Here is a 14,613-nt window from a genome sequence, read left to right as displayed (position 1 = left end):
CGTCAGAAGCGCTCGGGCGCGACGAGGGCGAAGAGCAGGTAGACGCAGAGGGCCAGCGCGACGGCGCCGCCAAGGACGAGGTCGAACATGAGGATCAGCTCCGCTCCGCCCAGCGGACATAGGCGGCGATGATGGCGAAGAAGCCGAGCGCGACGGCAAGGTACAGAATGTCGGACATGCGAACCCTCCTTTCGGGAACGCACCTCAACTCGCGCGGATGGGCGTAAAAATTCCATATGAGTTTGCGGTTGCGCTGCCGACCGCGCGGACCGCCGCGGGCGCTATTCTGCCGGCCGGGCGTGTTGACGGCCGGGCAGGGCGTAGCCTGCCGTCACCAGAGTGGCCTGGCGGCCATGTCCATGCCGAGCAGGAGCAGGAAGATCAGGAAGACACGGCGGAAGGCTGCCTGGCTGATGCGAACCCGCAGAGCCTGGCCCGCCCACATGCCGAGAAGCGCCGGCGCGACGGCGAGGCACGATGCAACAAGGCCTTCCGAGCCGATACCGCCATGCCATTGCAGGCCGAGCGCCAGGGCGATGGTGGAGGTGGTGAAGGACAGGCCGAGCGCCTGGATCAGATCGTCTCGCGGCAGTCCGAGTGACTGAAGATAGGGAACTGCGGGAATGACGAAGACGCCGGTCGCCCCGGTGATAAGCCCGGTGACGAGGCCGACCAAGGGCGTCGCGACCGGTTCCAGCCGTAGCGGCACCGTCACGGGCCGCCAGAACAGGGTCACGAGCGCATAGAGGCAAAGGGCGATGCCGAGGGCGGCTGTCGTCGCTTGCGTGTCGCCCCGGGTCAGGATCTGCGCGCCGATGACCGTACCCACAAGAATCGCCACCATCATCGGCCAGAGGCGGGCGGCGATCGGCAGGAACCGCGGGCCGGCGAAAAGCTGCCACAGATTGGTGACGAGGCTCGGGACAAGCAGCAGCATGGCTGCCGCCAGCGGACCGAGCATGGACCCCAGAAGCGCCATGGCCACCGTGGGCAGGCCCATGCCGGTGACGCCCTTTACGATTCCGGCAAGGAAGAATGTGGCCGTCACGCCGACGATCAGAGGATAGGCAGGGTCCATAGGTGCTGATCAAACCTGTTGTTTCGTGCAGAGGCAATCAGCATTTGCGCGGCTCCTTACCCGCATCCCGGGCTGCGCGCCCTGCATAGGCAGTGGACCCGCGCCCCGTGTGATTGATAAGCAACGATTGGTTTTAGTAGATTGGATTACACAACAATTGGTTGTGGCGCCGTCATCAACGCATTAGCGTTACGAAGGGGATGCGGGGAACGACCCGGAGGCCGCGTTAGGTGACGGGTTGGAACGGGTGTTCAACTACGCCGGACCATCGGGCCTTAAGTCTCGCCGGAGATGCTTGTCAGAGGAGATCGCCTTGCGCTTGTACCGGGTCTGGATCAGGAAAGACGGTAAGACTGTCCACGAAATCAACTCCGCCTGGCCGGAAAGCGATGATCCGAACCCCTATCTGAACGAGGTGATCGAGGAGTGGCAGGAGCAGCTCCCGGAGCCCGTGCCCGGCGTCTTCGAAGTTTCCTATGCCAGCCTTTATGCCGATTGTCCGCTGGCGCCCTACAGGCCGTGAGCCGGTTTGCCACATCATTCTGACCGCCCGCCCTAGTGTTGCGGCCGACAAAATCCTAGGCTCCCTTTCCTTCGCATCATGTCAGGAAGGGAAGATCATTCCGTGACCGAGCCTACCCTTTTCGCCCGGTTCGTCGCCCTTGTCGGCCGCGGCGCCATTGCCTTGCGCCACTCCGGCCAGGGCCGGCTCGCGCCGGTCTATGGCACGACCCCTCAGATTCCGAACGCCAGGCCGCAGGGCAAGGTGCCGACGCTGAAGATGCCCACCGCCAAGGGTTGGGAAGGCGATCACAAGCCCAAGGCGGCTGCAGGCCTGAAGGTGAACGCCTTCGCGCGCGGGTTGGTCCATCCCCGCAATATGCATGTCCTTCCGAATGGCGACGTGCTCGTCGCCGAATCGATGAGCGAGCCCGACAATCCCCGCTCGCTGTTCGACCATGCCATGTCGGCCACCATGAAGCGGGCGCGCGCCCTGGGCAAAAGCCCGAACCGGGTGACGCTCCTGCGCGATGCCGATGGCGACGGCGTGGCCGAGGAAAGCCATGCCTATCTGGAAGGGGTGCGGCAGCCCTTCGGAATCGCGCTCGTGAACGACACGCTCTATGTCGGCGCCAGCGATGCGCTGCTTGCCTATCCCTACCAGGCGGGCGCGACGCGCTGCAGCGGGCCCGGCCGCAAACTGATGGACCTCGTTCCCGGCGGGCACTGGACGCGCAATCTGATCGCCAGCCCGGACGGAACGAAGCTTTATGTCGCGGTGGGCTCGCTCAGCAACATCGCCGATGCCGGCATGGCGGCTGAGGAAAACCGTGCCTGTATCCACGAGTACGATATCGCCACCGGGCAATCGCGCGTGTTTGCCGGCGGCCTTCGCAACCCCGTCGGCATGGCGTGGGAGCCGTCCGCCGGCACGCTCTGGACGGTGGTCAACGAGCGGGACGGGCTCGGCGATGAAACGCCGCCCGACTATCTGACATCGGTCCGGGATGGCGGCTTCTACGGCTGGCCATACTGCTACTGGGACAGGGTCGTCGACGACCGCGTTCCGCAGGATGCCGCAAAGGTGGCCTCCGCCCTCCAGCCCGACTATGCGCTGGGCGGCCATACGGCCTCGCTCGGCCTCTGCTGGCTGCCGGAGGGGACATTGCCGGGCTTCCCCGCCGGCATGGCGATCGGCCAGCACGGATCCTGGAACCGGTCCACCCTGTCGGGCTACAAGCTGGCCTTCGTCGCCTTCGAGAACGGCAAGCCGGTGGGCCTGCCGCGGGATATCCTGACCGGCTTCCTGTCCCCCGACGAAGAACATTCCTACGGCCGCCCCGTCGGCGTGGCCCTGGCCGCGGACGGCGCCGTCCTGATGGCCGACGACGTCGGCGACGTCATCTGGCGCGTCACCCCCGCCTGAGGCTTTCGACCTCTTTGCACCCCGCGGCCTGGCGGCGGGGTGCAATCGGCGCAAAACGGAATCGGGCCGCGGATGCCCCGTCGCCGCCCGAACGGGAATCAACTGACGTCGCCCGCCAGGATGGGGCGTTCATTCGTCTGCTCTTTTCGGGAAGGTCGGTGGAGGCCTCGACCGGAATCGAACCGGTGTGCAAGGATTTGCAGTCCTCTGCGTAACCACTCCGCCACGAGGCCTCAACGGCGCTGTACCTACTGATTCCACGCAGGCTGCGCAAGTGGTCATTGCGCGACCGCTACTTGGCCATCCTGCACGTGCTGGTTAGGTTGACGCCGTGATCAACAAGGATGGAGTTGGTGAATGGCGCGTCTAATTGTTTTCGCGGCCCTTGTGGGAGGTTTCATGCTGTCGGGTCCGGCTGCGGCTCAGGAGGCCGATTTTCACCTGACCTACCATGTGGAGCGGACGCCGTCCGGGCAGCTCAGTATCGATGCCTGCGGCGCGGCGGTCGTGGCGGCGGCCGAGTCGGCCGGACTGACGGCGGGCACGCAGAGCGTTGCCGGCAAGCTCGTGACCGTCAGCGGCGGGCAGGCCGGAGAGGGCGCCTTCACCGTCCAATGCATTGCCGTCGAGGATATGACCGTCTCTGTCGTCCAGGGAATCGACTACCGGAGCGACAAGGGCGCGCTGGGAGACTTCGCCGATCAGGCTTATGAGGCGATCACGGACGCCATCGAGTAGTGGCGCGCGCGGCCTTATGCCTGGTCGCGCGGGGGAGTCGTGGCCGGTTCGATCTGCGTTTCCACGATGCGCACGGGGCGGCCGTTGCGGCGGCCCCACCGCACCGTGGTCCGGCGGCGGAAGCGCCGGACGGAGGCGAAGTCCACCGACAGAATCAGAAGTCCGACCGGCAGCATCCAGAGGCCGAGCACCGGCAGGAAGCTAAAGACCCCGCCCGTGACGAAGGCCGCGCCCGTTGCGACGCGCGCGGGCCTGGACGCCGGCAGCTTAATGTTGCGGCCGAAGACCTCGATGGCGTTGCCGCGCATCCTGACAAAGGTGCGGCTGCGTTGCTTGTCGGTTTCCATGATGTCTTGGGTCGGGATTCGCTCTGGTTCGGGACCGGCTTCACTCCCGCCGGGTAAAGCAGGAGATAATGGCAACTTCGCGTTGATGCGATACGGAAAATTGCGGATCGGCGGCGATCTGTCGATCGACAGGGGCCAACTTTTTTGCGTCTGGCGCTTGGCAAGACGCGAAACTCTTTGCTATAGGCACCCTCGCTTCGGCAACGCCAAAGCATTCCCCGGTAGCTCAGCGGTAGAGCAATCGACTGTTAATCGATTGGTCGCTGGTTCGAATCCGGCCCGGGGAGCCACCCTCCTTCCATTGTGACCCTGAACGCACCGCCGGCGGCACGATGCCGCGACGGTTCACTGCCGTGTCCGCTCCGTGCTTGCGCCGCATGGCAGGCGGATTTAAGGAGGCACGGACATGGCTTTTCACGAGGGTCCCTCCATGGATTTCGCGCAGGCGCGTACCAAGATGGTCGACAACCAGGTCCGCACGTCCGACGTGACGGATCATGAGGTGCTGCGGGCGCTGTTGAAGGTGCCACGCGAGCGCTTCGTGCCGGAGGACCGGCGCGGTTTTGCCTATATCGGCGACGAGATCGCACTGGGCAGCGGACGCTACCTGATGGAAGCCGCGCCCTTTGCCCGGATGTTGCAACTCGCCAGGATCGGCAAGGGGGATGTCGTCCTGGATGTCGGCTGCGGGCTCGGCTACTCCGCCGCCGTCCTTGGCGAACTGGCGGCTTCGGTCGTCGCGCTCGAGGAAGACGAAGCTCTTGCAGCCGCGGCCGAGTCGAACCTGGCCGCTGCCGGCGCGCTGAATGCCAGCGTCGTGCGCGGGCCCTTGCGGGACGGTTATGCCAAGGAAGGCCCCTTCGACGTGATCCTGTTCGAGGGCGCCGTCGATCGCCTGCCGGACGGCTTCTTCGGCCAACTGCGCGAGCGCGGGCGGCTTGTTGTCGTGGAAGGGCGCGGCAACGCCGCCGCGGCGCGGCTTTATTCCAAGGAAGACGGCCTCGTCTCCGACCGTTTCGGCTTCAACTGCAGCCTGCGGCCGCTCCCGGGCTTCGAGGCCAGGGCGGAATTCGTCTTCTGACGCCTCCCTACGGTGCAGCACACACGCAACCAAAGGTCGGTGCGTGAAGAAAGTGTTATCCAACGGTCACACCCACCGTCCAAAAGGCAGGTTGCGGGACAGTACGGGGTGGCGTCCAGTGAGGCGCGAGTGCATTTCTGGTAATGAGGGGCGCAACCAACTCCCGTTGGCTGCGCACAAGGACTGAAGGAGCGTTCCACGCTCCTGCAAGCGGGGTGTTTCTATGCGGAAGGGAATCTGGCTTTCATCGGCCTTGTCGCTCGGCCTGATGATGGCCGGCGTGGGCCATGCCAGCGCCGAAACGCTGCGTGGGGCGCTGGCGAAGGCCTATGCAAACAATCAGACATTGAATGCCGCACGCGCCGCCTTGCGTGCGACGGACGAGAACGTGCCGCAGGCGCGCGCCGGGCTGCGCCCGACCATCGGCGCCACGGCGTCCGGTACGTTGAGTCGGGGTCGGACGACCCGCGGCGATGGTCTGCCCAACGTCAATTCGCGCGCGGGCTCGCTCAGCGCCGGGATCGAGATCAACCAGGTCGTCTTCGACGGCTTCCAGACGCCGAACAACATCCAATCCGCCCAGGCGGCCGTGCGTGCGGGCCAGGCCAATCTGGCCAACACCGTGCAGAACACGCTCCTGGATGCGGCCACCGCTTACATGGACGTCATCCGGGACCGGCAGATCGCCGAGCTGCGGCGCCAGAATCTGGGCTTCCTGCGCGAGCAGGTCCGTGCCGCCAATGCGCGCTTCGACGTGGGTGAGGGCACCCGGACGGACGTCGCCCAGGCGGAATCGGAGCAGGCCCTGTCCACCGCGCTCCTGAACAGCGCCCTGGCACAGGTGGCCGCGAGCGAGGCCGTCTATCTGCAGATCGTCGGCGATGTGCCGGACAACCTGACTCCCGGCACGCGCCCGCCGGAGCAGCTCATGCCGAAATCGATCTCTTCCGCGCTGTCCGTATCCCTGGCCGAGCATCCGGCGATCCAGGCCGGCCTCTTCGCGGTCGATGCCGCCGCCTTCGAGGTGAAGTCCATCGAAGGCCGGGCCCTGCCGCAGCTTTCGGTCGGCGGTTCGGTCGACAACACCTATACGTCCAGCGCACCCGGCACCGCGGCCGGCTTGCCCGGCGTCGACATCAACGTGGCCTCGGGCAACGATGTGTCGGCCAGCGTCGGCGCGACGCTGACCATTCCGCTCTATCAGGGCGGCCTCGTCGCCTCGCAGGTGCGCCAGGCCAAGGAAGTGCTCGGCCAGCGCCGGATCGATGTCGACAGCTACCGCGATCAGGTCCGCGCGGCCGTCGCTTCGGCCTGGGCGCTGATCCAGGCGGCCGAAGCCAACGTGACGGGCTACCGCGCGCAGGTCGCCGCCGCGCGCCTGGCCCTGAACGGCGTTCAGGAAGAGCGCACGGTCGGCCAGCGGACCACGCTGGACGTGCTCGATGCGCAGGCCGACGTGTTGAGCGCCCAGATCCTGCTAGCCGGAGCGCAGCGCGATGTCGTCGTGCGGTCCTATGAACTCCTGTCGGCGGTCGGCCGCCTGTCGGCGACGCAGCTCGCCCTCGGCGTGCAGGTCTACGACCCGGAGATCCATTACCAGGCCGTCCACGATAAGTGGTACGGCATGAAGACGCCCGACGGGCGCTGATTTCCCGCCAACAATGTGTTGAAAAGCGCCCCCGAAGGTTCATCCGAACCTTCGGGGGATTCATGTGAGCCGTGTTCTCCGGTAGCCTGACGGCATGATTCGTGCCTTCGGGCGCAGATGTTTCGGGGAAGCGGTATGGCAAGAGCCAGCGGGGCGGCCGAGCCGTCTATGGAGGAGATACTCGCCTCCATCCGGCAGATCATCGAGCAGGGTGATGCCGAACGCCCCGTTCGCACCCCGCCGGCCCCGCGTGGCGGGGCTGGCCGCGCGGCCGTTGCGACCGCCAATCCCGCAGACCATTCCGTGGATACCACGCCGCTGCAGGATGATGCCGCAGGCGGCTTCGTGCTGCGCCCATCCTTCGAGGGCTCGGCTGCGCTCGCCTTCGACGATGCGGCCGAGGTGGCAGCGGAGGCATTCCCGCACGGGCACGAGGCAGGCGCCTCAGCCCCGCAGGATGCGGTTTCCTGGGGCGCCGAACCGGATGCGCAGACCTGGCAGCCGGCGGACGTCGATGCCGCCTCATGGCAGGCTGATGCCGACGAACCGTTCGAGCGGCCGGATGCGCATGACAGTTTCGATCTGGAGGCCATGTTGGCCGCAGAACTGGCGAGCACCTTGCCGGATGTTGCGGCGGTAGGCATGCCTGCGGTGGCACAGGTGCGCGCCGCCAACAGCGACGACCCCCGGCTCGGCCAGCTGCGCGACAGGTACCTGCGCGACGCGCAGGAGGGGGAAGCGCCGCTTCGCCACGCCGAGCCGCTGATCTCCGAGACATCCGAGGCGGCGATCGGCGCGTCCTTCGCCGAACTGACGCAGGCGATCCGGGCGGGGGAACTGCGATCGCTGGAAGAGATGGCGCAGGATCTGCTGCGCCCGATGATGCGCGAATGGCTGGAGGAAAACCTGGCGCGCATGGTCGAGGACATCGTCCGGGAGGAGATCCGGCGTGCGGTGACGCGCGGCCGTTGACCCGTTCGGCGGCCGTGCATCGCGCGGAACGCGTTGACAGGATTGAAAGCGAGCCTGTAACCGAGGTCCCAGATGTAACGGACCGCGACGATGATCGAAAAAACCTACGACTCTGCCGAAGTTGAACCGAGGATCGCGAGCCGGTGGGACAGCGCGGACGCGTTCCGTGCCGGTGCCGGCGCGCGCCCCGGCGCCGAGCCATACTCGATCGTCATTCCGCCCCCCAATGTGACGGGCTCCCTGCATATCGGCCATGCGCTGAACAATACGCTGCAGGACATCCTGGTGCGCCACCAGCGCATGCTGGGCCGCAGTGTCTTGTGGCAGCCCGGGCTCGACCATGCGGGCATTGCCACGCAGATGGTCGTCGAGCGCCAGATGGCCGAGCGGGGGGAGCCCGGCCGGCGTGAGATCGGGCGTGACGCCTTCATCGAGAAGGTCTGGCGCTGGAAGGCGGAATCGGGCGGATCGATCCTGGGGCAGCTGCGCCGGCTCGGCGCATCCTGCGACTGGTCGCGCGAGCGTTTCACCATGGATGACGGCCTGTCGCGGGCGGTCCGCAAGGTCTTCGTCCAGCTTTATCGCGAAGGTCTCATCTACAAGGACAAGCGCCTTGTGAACTGGGATCCCAAGCTGCGCACGGCCATTTCCGACCTCGAAGTCGAGCAGCGGGAGATCGCCGGCCATCTTTGGCATCTGCGCTATCCGGTCGATGGCGTCGCCTATGACGTGTCCGATCCGTCCACCTATGTCACCGTGGCCACGACCCGGCCGGAGACGATGCTGGGCGACAGCGGCGTCGCGGTGAACCCGGAGGATGCGCGTTACGAGGACCTGATCGGCCGCAAGGTCCGGGTGCCGCTGGTTGGGCGGCTCATCCCCGTCGTGGCCGACGACTATGCCGATCCGGAAGCCGGGTCGGGCGCGGTCAAGATCACGCCGGCGCACGATTTCAACGACTTCGAAGTCGGCCGGCGCCACGACCTGGCGGCCATCAACATCCTGGCGGTGGACGGGACGATCTCCATCCGCGACAATCCCGAATTCCTGGCCGGGCTTTTCCCGGAGGATGGCGAGCGTGCGATCGGCATGTTCGAGGGGCTGGACCGTTTTACGGCCCGCAAGATGCTGGTCGAATGGCTGGAGGAGGAAGGCTACCTCGCCAAGGTCGAGGATCATGTCCACATGGTCCCGCACGGCGACCGGGGCGGCGTGCCGATCGAGCCCTACCTGACCGATCAGTGGTATGTGGATGCGGCCACGCTCGCGCGGCCGGCCATGGCCAGCGTGCGGGAAGGACGGACCAACTTCGTCCCCAAGAACTGGGAAAAGACCTATTTCGACTGGATGGAGAACATCCAGCCCTGGTGCATCTCGCGCCAATTGTGGTGGGGGCATCAGATTCCGGCCTGGTACGGCCCGGACGGGGAGATCTTCGTCGCCGAAACCGACGACGAAGCCTATGCCGCCGCCCTGGCGCATTACGTCATGAACGGCACGATGACGGATGCTGATGCGCGCCGCATGGCCGAGGACCCGGAGGCGATCGCCGAGATCCTGACGCGTGACGAGGATGTGCTGGACACCTGGTTCTCGTCGGCCCTGTGGCCCTTCTCCACGCTTGGCTGGCCCGACGAAACGCCGGCTTTGAAGAGCTGGTACCCGACGAGCGACCTTGTGACCGGCTTCGACATCATCTTCTTCTGGGTTGCCCGGATGATGATGATGAGCCTTCACTTCATGAAGGAGGAGCCGTTCCGCAACGTCTATGTCCATGCCCTCGTGCGGGACAAGACCGGCGCCAAGATGTCGAAGTCCAAGGGCAACGTCATCGACCCGCTGGAACTGATCGACCAGTTCGGCGCCGATGCGCTGCGCTTCACCCTGGCCATCATGGCCGCGCAGGGGCGCGATGTGAAACTGGATCCCCAGCGCATCGCCGGCTACCGCAACTTTGGCACCAAGCTCTGGAACGCCACGCGCTTCGCCGAGATGAACGGCGCCGTTCACGGCCAGGCGCTCGATCCCTCGCGCGTGGAACTGCCGCTCAACCGCTGGATCCTGACCGAACTGTCCCGCACCATTGCCGAGGCGGACGCGGCCCTGGCCGCCTACCGCTTCAACGAGGCATCGGGCGCGCTGTACCGCTTCGTCTGGAACCTGTTCTGCGATTGGTATCTGGAGCTGGCCAAGCCAGTCTTCCTGGGCGAAGACGCCTCCGCAGCGGCGGAGACGCGCCATGTGACGGGCTACGTGCTCGATCGCATCTACGCGCTGCTGCACCCCTTCATGCCCTTCCTGACCGAGGAACTGTGGGCCGTCACGGGCCCGGCCGGCGCGGGACGCGAGGGGCTCCTGTGCCACACGCCATGGCCGAGCGAATCCTTCGAGGATGACGCGGCGGCGGCGGATGTGAACTGGCTGGTCGAACTGGTCAGCGAAATCCGCTCCGTAAGAGCGCAGATGAATGTGCCCGCCGGCGCGGAAACCGCGCTCATCGCTCTTGGTGCCGATCCGCAGACACGCGAGCGGCTGGCCCGCAACGAAGCGGCCCTGAAGCGCCTGGCGCGCGTGTCGGACCTCAGCGAGGGCGTGGAGGCACCGGCCAACGCCGCGCAGATCGTCGTGGGCGGCGTCACCTACGCTTTGCCCTTGGCCGGGGTCATCGACATCGCCGCGGAACGGGTGCGCCTGACCAAGGCCATCCAGAAGCTGAACGGCGAGATCGACCGAATCGACAAGAAGCTCGGCAACGAACGCTTCGTTGCCAATGCGCCGGACGAGGTGGTGCAGCAGGAGCGGGAGAAGCGGCACGATTACGAGCAGGAGCGGGATGCCCTGCAAGCTGCGGCGTCGCGCCTCGGCGTCGCCTGACGCCGCCGACTGTGGTGAAACTGTGCCGTAACTGCAACAAGCTGCGGCCCACACTTCCGTAAACGGAAGATAGCGCCGGGCGGCCTCAAAATGGTTGTTCGGCGTAATGCATTATACGGCAATAACTTAGCGGCCGTTTTTCGCCTGAAATGGCGGCAGCGTTCGGTTGCGGTGCAAGCAAACGGTCTGTTGCAATTTTCTCATCCCATCATACCGTCGCCTCAAGGGGTACGGGCCCACTGGGAGGGGACGGAAATGCGCACACTCGGTCGGCGTCTGGCAGCTGCGACGGCACTACTGCTGGTGGGAACGGCAGCGGCATCGGCCGCGGGTTTCCAGCGCGGTACGGCGGATACGGACATTCTCTTCGAGCCGGGCATGTTTTCCGCCCGCTTCGGCATGACCTATGTCAGCCCGGAGCGTGGCTTCGACACGATCGAAGGCGTTAGCGGTGATTACGGCCAGTATACCGGCAGCTACCGCTTGCCGAGCCCGGCCGTCAAATTCGGCAACGGCCCCTTGGCCTGCGCAGGCCATTATGTCGAAAGCTTCGCCGCCGAGGCCAATTACGCAAGCCTTCCCGGCGGCGCGCAGCCGGCCAGCAGCACAGGCTCTGCGGTCCGCCAGCTCGGCTTCGATTCGAATGAATGGGGCGTGACCTGCCGCGTGAGCTACGAGGCCGAGGTCGGGCGGTTCAGCCTTCTGGGCGGCGTCTTCTTCGAGGATTTCAATTTCGAGGGCACGAGCTTGGGATCGGCTGTCGTCGGCGTGACGCCGGCGGGCATTCCCGGCCTGCCGGCCGGGCTGGCCGTTCGACTGCCTGTGTCCCTGTCCGTGGATGCCAGCAGCGACTACCAGACGGGTTTCCGGGTCGGCATCGCTTATGAGAAGCCGGAAATCGCCCTGCGTGCGCAGATCCTCTACCGCTCCGAGGTCACGCATGAGCGGCCGGAGGGAACGGGTCTGGCCACGGTGAACGGATCGGCCTTCGTGATCAATCCGATCACCGGCGCCAGCATCGCGCTGCCCGTTTCGCCGGTGGCACCGGGAACGCCCGTCAGCTCGGGCGAGGCGTTCCTCAACTCGGTCACCAGCCCGCAGAGCCTGTATGTCAACGTGCAGACGGGCATCGCGGAAGACACGCTGTTGCTCGGAAGCTTCCGCTGGACGGATTGGAGCACCAACCGCAACGTTCTGACGAGCTACGTTTCGGCGCTCGGGACCAGCACCAATGACAGCCCCTATTACTGGGACGATGGCTACACGGTGCAACTCGGCCTTGGCCGCGCCTTCAACGATGAAATCTCCGGCGCCGTCCTGATCGGCTATGACAGTGGCGTCTCGACGGGAGCGGAGACGACTTATACGGACCTCTATTCCGTGTCGGGCGGCCTCTCCTTCAAGCAGAGCTTCGGCGAAATCCGGGTGGGCGGGCTTGTCGGCTACTGGACGAGTGGCTCGCAATCGGTCGATCGCGGCGCCATCTTCGATGCGACGGTCGGCAATGACTGGGTCTATGCGGCGAACGCGTCCTTCAAGGTGAATTTCTAAATTCTGGCAGGGCTTTGCGGAGTCTTTCAGAAAAAGGGGGCGGCGCCATGTCCGCCCCCGTTTTGCGTGAGGGAGCCGGCTGCCGCGTCCCTGCCATGAATGCGGTTTGTGTCCCGCCGGCAACAGCATGGCAAAACTGCATCGCCCCCTCTGGCATAGGACTGTTCATGCCGCGCTGCTGCCATAAACGGGCATCACTTGAAATGTCAGTTCCCGGGTCGGGAGCGGACCGTCCGGCGGAACCGCTTGGACTGTATGGGGCGAATTCAGGTTTGTCGGAAGGGCGCCGGTGAAGCGGGTTTCAAAGGGCATATGCGGCGTATTCGCGATGCTGGCAGTGTGTGCCGGCACCGGATCGGCCCGTGCCCTCGACGCGCAGGACAATAGCAGCACCGACGTTACCCCGCGTGAAATGTTCACGCTGGGGTTCAACGCCTATAAGCGCGGACAGAAGGTGGAGGCGTTCGAGGCGCTTCGCTTTGCGGCGGACAAGGGCCATGCCGGCGCGCGCTGGAAGCTGGGGCAGATGTACGCCTCTGGCGATGGCGTGCCGGAGAACGATTACGAAGCCTTCCAGATGTTCGAGCGCATCATCCGCGACCAGGAGGATGATACGGCGACGTCTCCCAACGCGGCCTATGTCTCCAGCGCGCTGGTGGCGCTGGCGGATTACTTCCGCAAGGGCATTCCGGGAACGCCCGTTGCAGCCGATCCAGCCCAGGCGCGCGCCTTGCTCAGCCACGCGGCCTCCTATTTCGGCGATCCGCGCGCCCAGTTCGAGCTCGGCCGCATGCTCGTGGCGGGAGAGGGGGGCAAGCCCAATGCGCGCCAGGGCGCCCGTTGGCTGAAGCTTGCTTCGCATAAGGGATATTCCCGGGCGGAAGCGCTGCTCGGCTATCTCATCTTCGACGGCAAGGCCATTGCGATCCGCCCCGAACCCGTGCGCGGCCTGGCCATGCTGACCCGCGCCATGCGCGATGCGACGGCCGAAGAGCGGGAATGGATTCGCCCGCTCCAGGAAGAAGCCTTCTCTCTCAGCGACGAGGAGCAGCGCCGCACCGCGCTGGCTTTCTCTCAGGCTGATGGACCGCTCATCGACTTGCCCTGACGCGCAGGCGCCCCGTGCCGGCCTCGGCCGCGACGGTCGTCTCTGCGGTCATGGCACCCGCGCAGCATCAGTGGAACTGGGCGATGACCGGCACGTGGTCCGAAGGCTTTTCCCATCCGCGGACATGCGAGTCGATGCCGACCGAGGCGAGGCGCGCGGCGGCCTCCGGCGACAGGAGCAGGTGATCGATGCGGATGCCGTTGTTCTTCTGCCACGCGCCGGCCTGGTAGTCCCAGAACGTATAGACACCGTCCTTGTCGGTCGTGGCGCGCACCGCATCCGTCAGCCCCAGATTGACGAGGCGGCGCCAGGCGGCACGACTTTCCGGCTGGAACAGCGCATCATTCACCCAGGCGCTCGGATGCCGGGCATCGTCTGGCTGGGGGATGATGTTGAAATCCCCCGCCAGGAGGAACGGAACCTCCTGCGCCAGGCGCAGCCGGGCATGGTCCTCCAGCCGCCTCATCCAGTCGAGCTTGTAGGTGAACTTGTCGGTGCCCAGCGGATTGCCGTTGGGCAGATACAGGCAGGCGACGCGCAGGCGATCGCCCCCATGCGCGCCTGAGCGGCTCGGCATGGCGTAGACACCCTCGATGAAGCGAGACTGCACATCCGCCTCGTCGCCGGGAAGGCCGCGCTCGGTCAGCTTGTCGAGCGGCGGCGTGCGCGACAGGAGCGCCACGCCGTTGAAGCCCTTCTGGCCGTGAGTTTCCACGTGGTAGCCGAGCGCTTCGATCTCTGCGCGCGGGAAGCCTTCGTCGACGCTTTTGATTTCCTGCAGGCAGGCGACATCCGGCTTGCGCTCGGCAAGCCAGGCCAGAAGCGCGTCGAGCCGCGCCTTGACGCCGTTGATGTTCCAGGTGGCGACGAGCATCAGATGGAGAAGCTCGTGCCACAGCCACAGGAGGCGACCGCATTGGGATTGCGGATCTGGAAGGACTGGCCCATCAGATCGTCCACGAAATCCACCACCGACCCTTCGAGATAGGGCAGGGACACCTGATCGATCAGGACGCGCGCACCATCGCGCTCGATGACGAGGTCGTCCGGCTCGCCGTCCTGCGCCAGATCGTATTTGTAGGAGAAGCCGGAGCATCCGCCGCCTTCGACGGAGATGCGCAGGGCCTTGGCATCGCCCGCCGAACGCAGGATGGCCGAGATGCGATGGATAGCCGCGTCGGAGACCGTGACACTGGTGCCCTCGCTCATGATCGTTCCAGGGCGCCGCGCCCTGGCCTCTTCTTGTTGGATACGTCCGCTTAAAGTATGGACGCCACTGCGCCGGGTCA

The 14,613-nt window shown here is 65.8% G+C and carries 14 protein-coding genes and 2 tRNA genes; 10 read left to right on the top strand and 6 right to left on the bottom strand.

All coding sequences use genetic code 11. From position 1 onward, the window contains the following. Positions 1-2 precede the first annotated feature (2 nt). Both kdpF and AUL30_RS18170 read right to left on the bottom strand, forming a co-directional pair. The gene (gene kdpF / locus AUL30_RS20330) at positions 3-89 is read right to left on the bottom strand and encodes a K(+)-transporting ATPase subunit F (RefSeq protein WP_157070302.1); all 87 of its coding nucleotides are present in this window, start codon (positions 87-89) and stop codon (positions 3-5) included. A 242-nt stretch (positions 90-331) separates the two neighbouring features. After that, the gene (locus AUL30_RS18170) at positions 332-1,078 is read right to left on the bottom strand and encodes a sulfite exporter TauE/SafE family protein (protein ID WP_062229308.1); all 747 of its coding nucleotides are present in this window, start codon (positions 1,076-1,078) and stop codon (positions 332-334) included. Between the two features lie 295 nt (positions 1,079-1,373). Here AUL30_RS18170 and AUL30_RS18165 point away from each other — a divergent pair, with 295 nt between their 5' ends. Together AUL30_RS18165 and AUL30_RS18160 are read left to right on the top strand one after the other, a co-directional pair. Next, complete coding sequence (locus AUL30_RS18165; RefSeq protein WP_157070286.1) at positions 1,374-1,601, top strand: hypothetical protein; 228 nt, start codon at positions 1,374-1,376, stop codon at positions 1,599-1,601. A gap of 78 nt (positions 1,602-1,679) precedes the next feature. Next, entirely contained in the window at positions 1,680-3,005 is a 1,326-nt protein-coding gene (locus tag AUL30_RS18160) for a PQQ-dependent sugar dehydrogenase (RefSeq protein WP_062229306.1), read from the top strand. Positions 3,006-3,164: 159 nt separating this feature from the next. Here the strand turns inward: AUL30_RS18160 and AUL30_RS18155 are convergent. Then, positions 3,165-3,238, bottom strand: a tRNA-Cys gene (locus AUL30_RS18155). A 166-nt stretch (positions 3,239-3,404) separates the two neighbouring features. Between AUL30_RS18155 and AUL30_RS18150 the strand changes: the two genes are divergently transcribed. Beyond that, complete coding sequence (locus tag AUL30_RS18150) at positions 3,405-3,743, top strand: DUF6180 family protein (RefSeq protein WP_062229305.1); 339 nt, start codon at positions 3,405-3,407, stop codon at positions 3,741-3,743. A gap of 14 nt (positions 3,744-3,757) precedes the next feature. On the opposite strand, the gene AUL30_RS18145 is transcribed toward AUL30_RS18150, so the two are convergent. Continuing rightward, positions 3,758-4,090, bottom strand: coding sequence for a hypothetical protein (locus AUL30_RS18145; protein ID WP_306302741.1), 333 nt, complete (start codon positions 4,088-4,090; stop codon positions 3,758-3,760). A 215-nt stretch (positions 4,091-4,305) separates the two neighbouring features. Here AUL30_RS18145 and AUL30_RS18140 point away from each other — a divergent pair. The 7 genes from AUL30_RS18140 to AUL30_RS18110 all read left to right on the top strand — a co-directional run bounded on the left by AUL30_RS18140 (position 4,306) and on the right by AUL30_RS18110 (position 13,324). Beyond that, a tRNA-Asn gene (locus AUL30_RS18140) sits at positions 4,306-4,380 on the top strand. Positions 4,381-4,520: 140 nt separating this feature from the next. Beyond that, positions 4,521-5,171 (top strand): protein-L-isoaspartate O-methyltransferase family protein, encoded by a 651-nt coding sequence (locus AUL30_RS18135; RefSeq protein ID WP_062229304.1) that lies wholly within the window; start codon positions 4,521-4,523, stop codon positions 5,169-5,171. Between the two features lie 223 nt (positions 5,172-5,394). Beyond that, positions 5,395-6,819 (top strand): TolC family outer membrane protein, encoded by a 1,425-nt coding sequence (locus AUL30_RS18130; protein ID WP_062229303.1) that lies wholly within the window; start codon positions 5,395-5,397, stop codon positions 6,817-6,819. Positions 6,820-6,954: 135 nt separating this feature from the next. Beyond that, a complete protein-coding gene (locus AUL30_RS18125) occupies positions 6,955-7,791 on the top strand; it encodes a PopZ family protein (protein WP_192843086.1) in 837 nt (278 codons plus the stop codon). A 90-nt stretch (positions 7,792-7,881) separates the two neighbouring features. Then, positions 7,882-10,665 (top strand): valine--tRNA ligase, encoded by a 2,784-nt coding sequence (locus tag AUL30_RS18120; RefSeq protein WP_062229301.1) that lies wholly within the window; start codon positions 7,882-7,884, stop codon positions 10,663-10,665. Positions 10,666-10,920: 255 nt separating this feature from the next. Then, positions 10,921-12,216 (top strand): long-chain fatty acid transporter, encoded by a 1,296-nt coding sequence (locus tag AUL30_RS18115; RefSeq protein WP_062229300.1) that lies wholly within the window; start codon positions 10,921-10,923, stop codon positions 12,214-12,216. Positions 12,217-12,544: 328 nt separating this feature from the next. Continuing rightward, positions 12,545-13,324, top strand: a complete 780-nt coding sequence (locus tag AUL30_RS18110) for a tetratricopeptide repeat protein (RefSeq protein ID WP_062229299.1) — start codon at positions 12,545-12,547, stop codon at positions 13,322-13,324. A 67-nt stretch (positions 13,325-13,391) separates the two neighbouring features. Here AUL30_RS18110 and xth read toward each other — a convergent pair whose 3' ends face one another. Further along, complete coding sequence (gene xth / locus AUL30_RS18105; protein ID WP_062229298.1) at positions 13,392-14,198, bottom strand: exodeoxyribonuclease III; 807 nt, start codon at positions 14,196-14,198, stop codon at positions 13,392-13,394. After that, entirely contained in the window at positions 14,198-14,533 is a 336-nt protein-coding gene (locus tag AUL30_RS18100) for a HesB/IscA family protein (protein ID WP_062229297.1), read from the bottom strand. The genes xth and AUL30_RS18100 overlap by 1 nt, the downstream gene beginning before the upstream one ends. Positions 14,534-14,613: the final 80 nt, after the last annotated feature.

Source organism: Aureimonas frigidaquae, assembly GCF_001463905.1.
Classification (GTDB): Bacteria; Pseudomonadota; Alphaproteobacteria; order Rhizobiales; family Rhizobiaceae; genus Aureimonas; species Aureimonas frigidaquae.
Note: the sequence above shows the minus strand (reverse complement) of the source record. Positions and strands in the feature narration are given on the sequence as shown.

Coding starts and splice junctions, on each gene's coding strand:
- AUL30_RS18160 (WP_062229306.1), top strand. CDS start 1,680: ATGTCAGGAAGGGAAGATCATTCCGTGACCGAGCCTACCCTTTTCGCC.
- AUL30_RS18130 (WP_062229303.1), top strand. CDS start 5,395: ATGCGGAAGGGAATCTGGCTTTCATCGGCCTTGTCGCTCGGCCTGATG.
- kdpF (WP_157070302.1), bottom strand. CDS start 89: ATGTTCGACCTCGTCCTTGGCGGCGCCGTCGCGCTGGCCCTCTGCGTC.
- AUL30_RS18100 (WP_062229297.1), bottom strand. CDS start 14,533: ATGAGCGAGGGCACCAGTGTCACGGTCTCCGACGCGGCTATCCATCGC.
- AUL30_RS18110 (WP_062229299.1), top strand. CDS start 12,545: ATGCTGGCAGTGTGTGCCGGCACCGGATCGGCCCGTGCCCTCGACGCG.
- AUL30_RS18150 (WP_062229305.1), top strand. CDS start 3,405: ATGCTGTCGGGTCCGGCTGCGGCTCAGGAGGCCGATTTTCACCTGACC.
- xth (WP_062229298.1), bottom strand. CDS start 14,198: ATGCTCGTCGCCACCTGGAACATCAACGGCGTCAAGGCGCGGCTCGAC.
- AUL30_RS18125 (WP_192843086.1), top strand. CDS start 6,955: ATGGCAAGAGCCAGCGGGGCGGCCGAGCCGTCTATGGAGGAGATACTC.
- AUL30_RS18170 (WP_062229308.1), bottom strand. CDS start 1,078: ATGGACCCTGCCTATCCTCTGATCGTCGGCGTGACGGCCACATTCTTC.
- AUL30_RS18115 (WP_062229300.1), top strand. CDS start 10,921: ATGCGCACACTCGGTCGGCGTCTGGCAGCTGCGACGGCACTACTGCTG.
- AUL30_RS18135 (WP_062229304.1), top strand. CDS start 4,521: ATGGATTTCGCGCAGGCGCGTACCAAGATGGTCGACAACCAGGTCCGC.
- AUL30_RS18145 (WP_306302741.1), bottom strand. CDS start 4,090: ATGGAAACCGACAAGCAACGCAGCCGCACCTTTGTCAGGATGCGCGGC.
- AUL30_RS18120 (WP_062229301.1), top strand. CDS start 7,882: ATGATCGAAAAAACCTACGACTCTGCCGAAGTTGAACCGAGGATCGCG.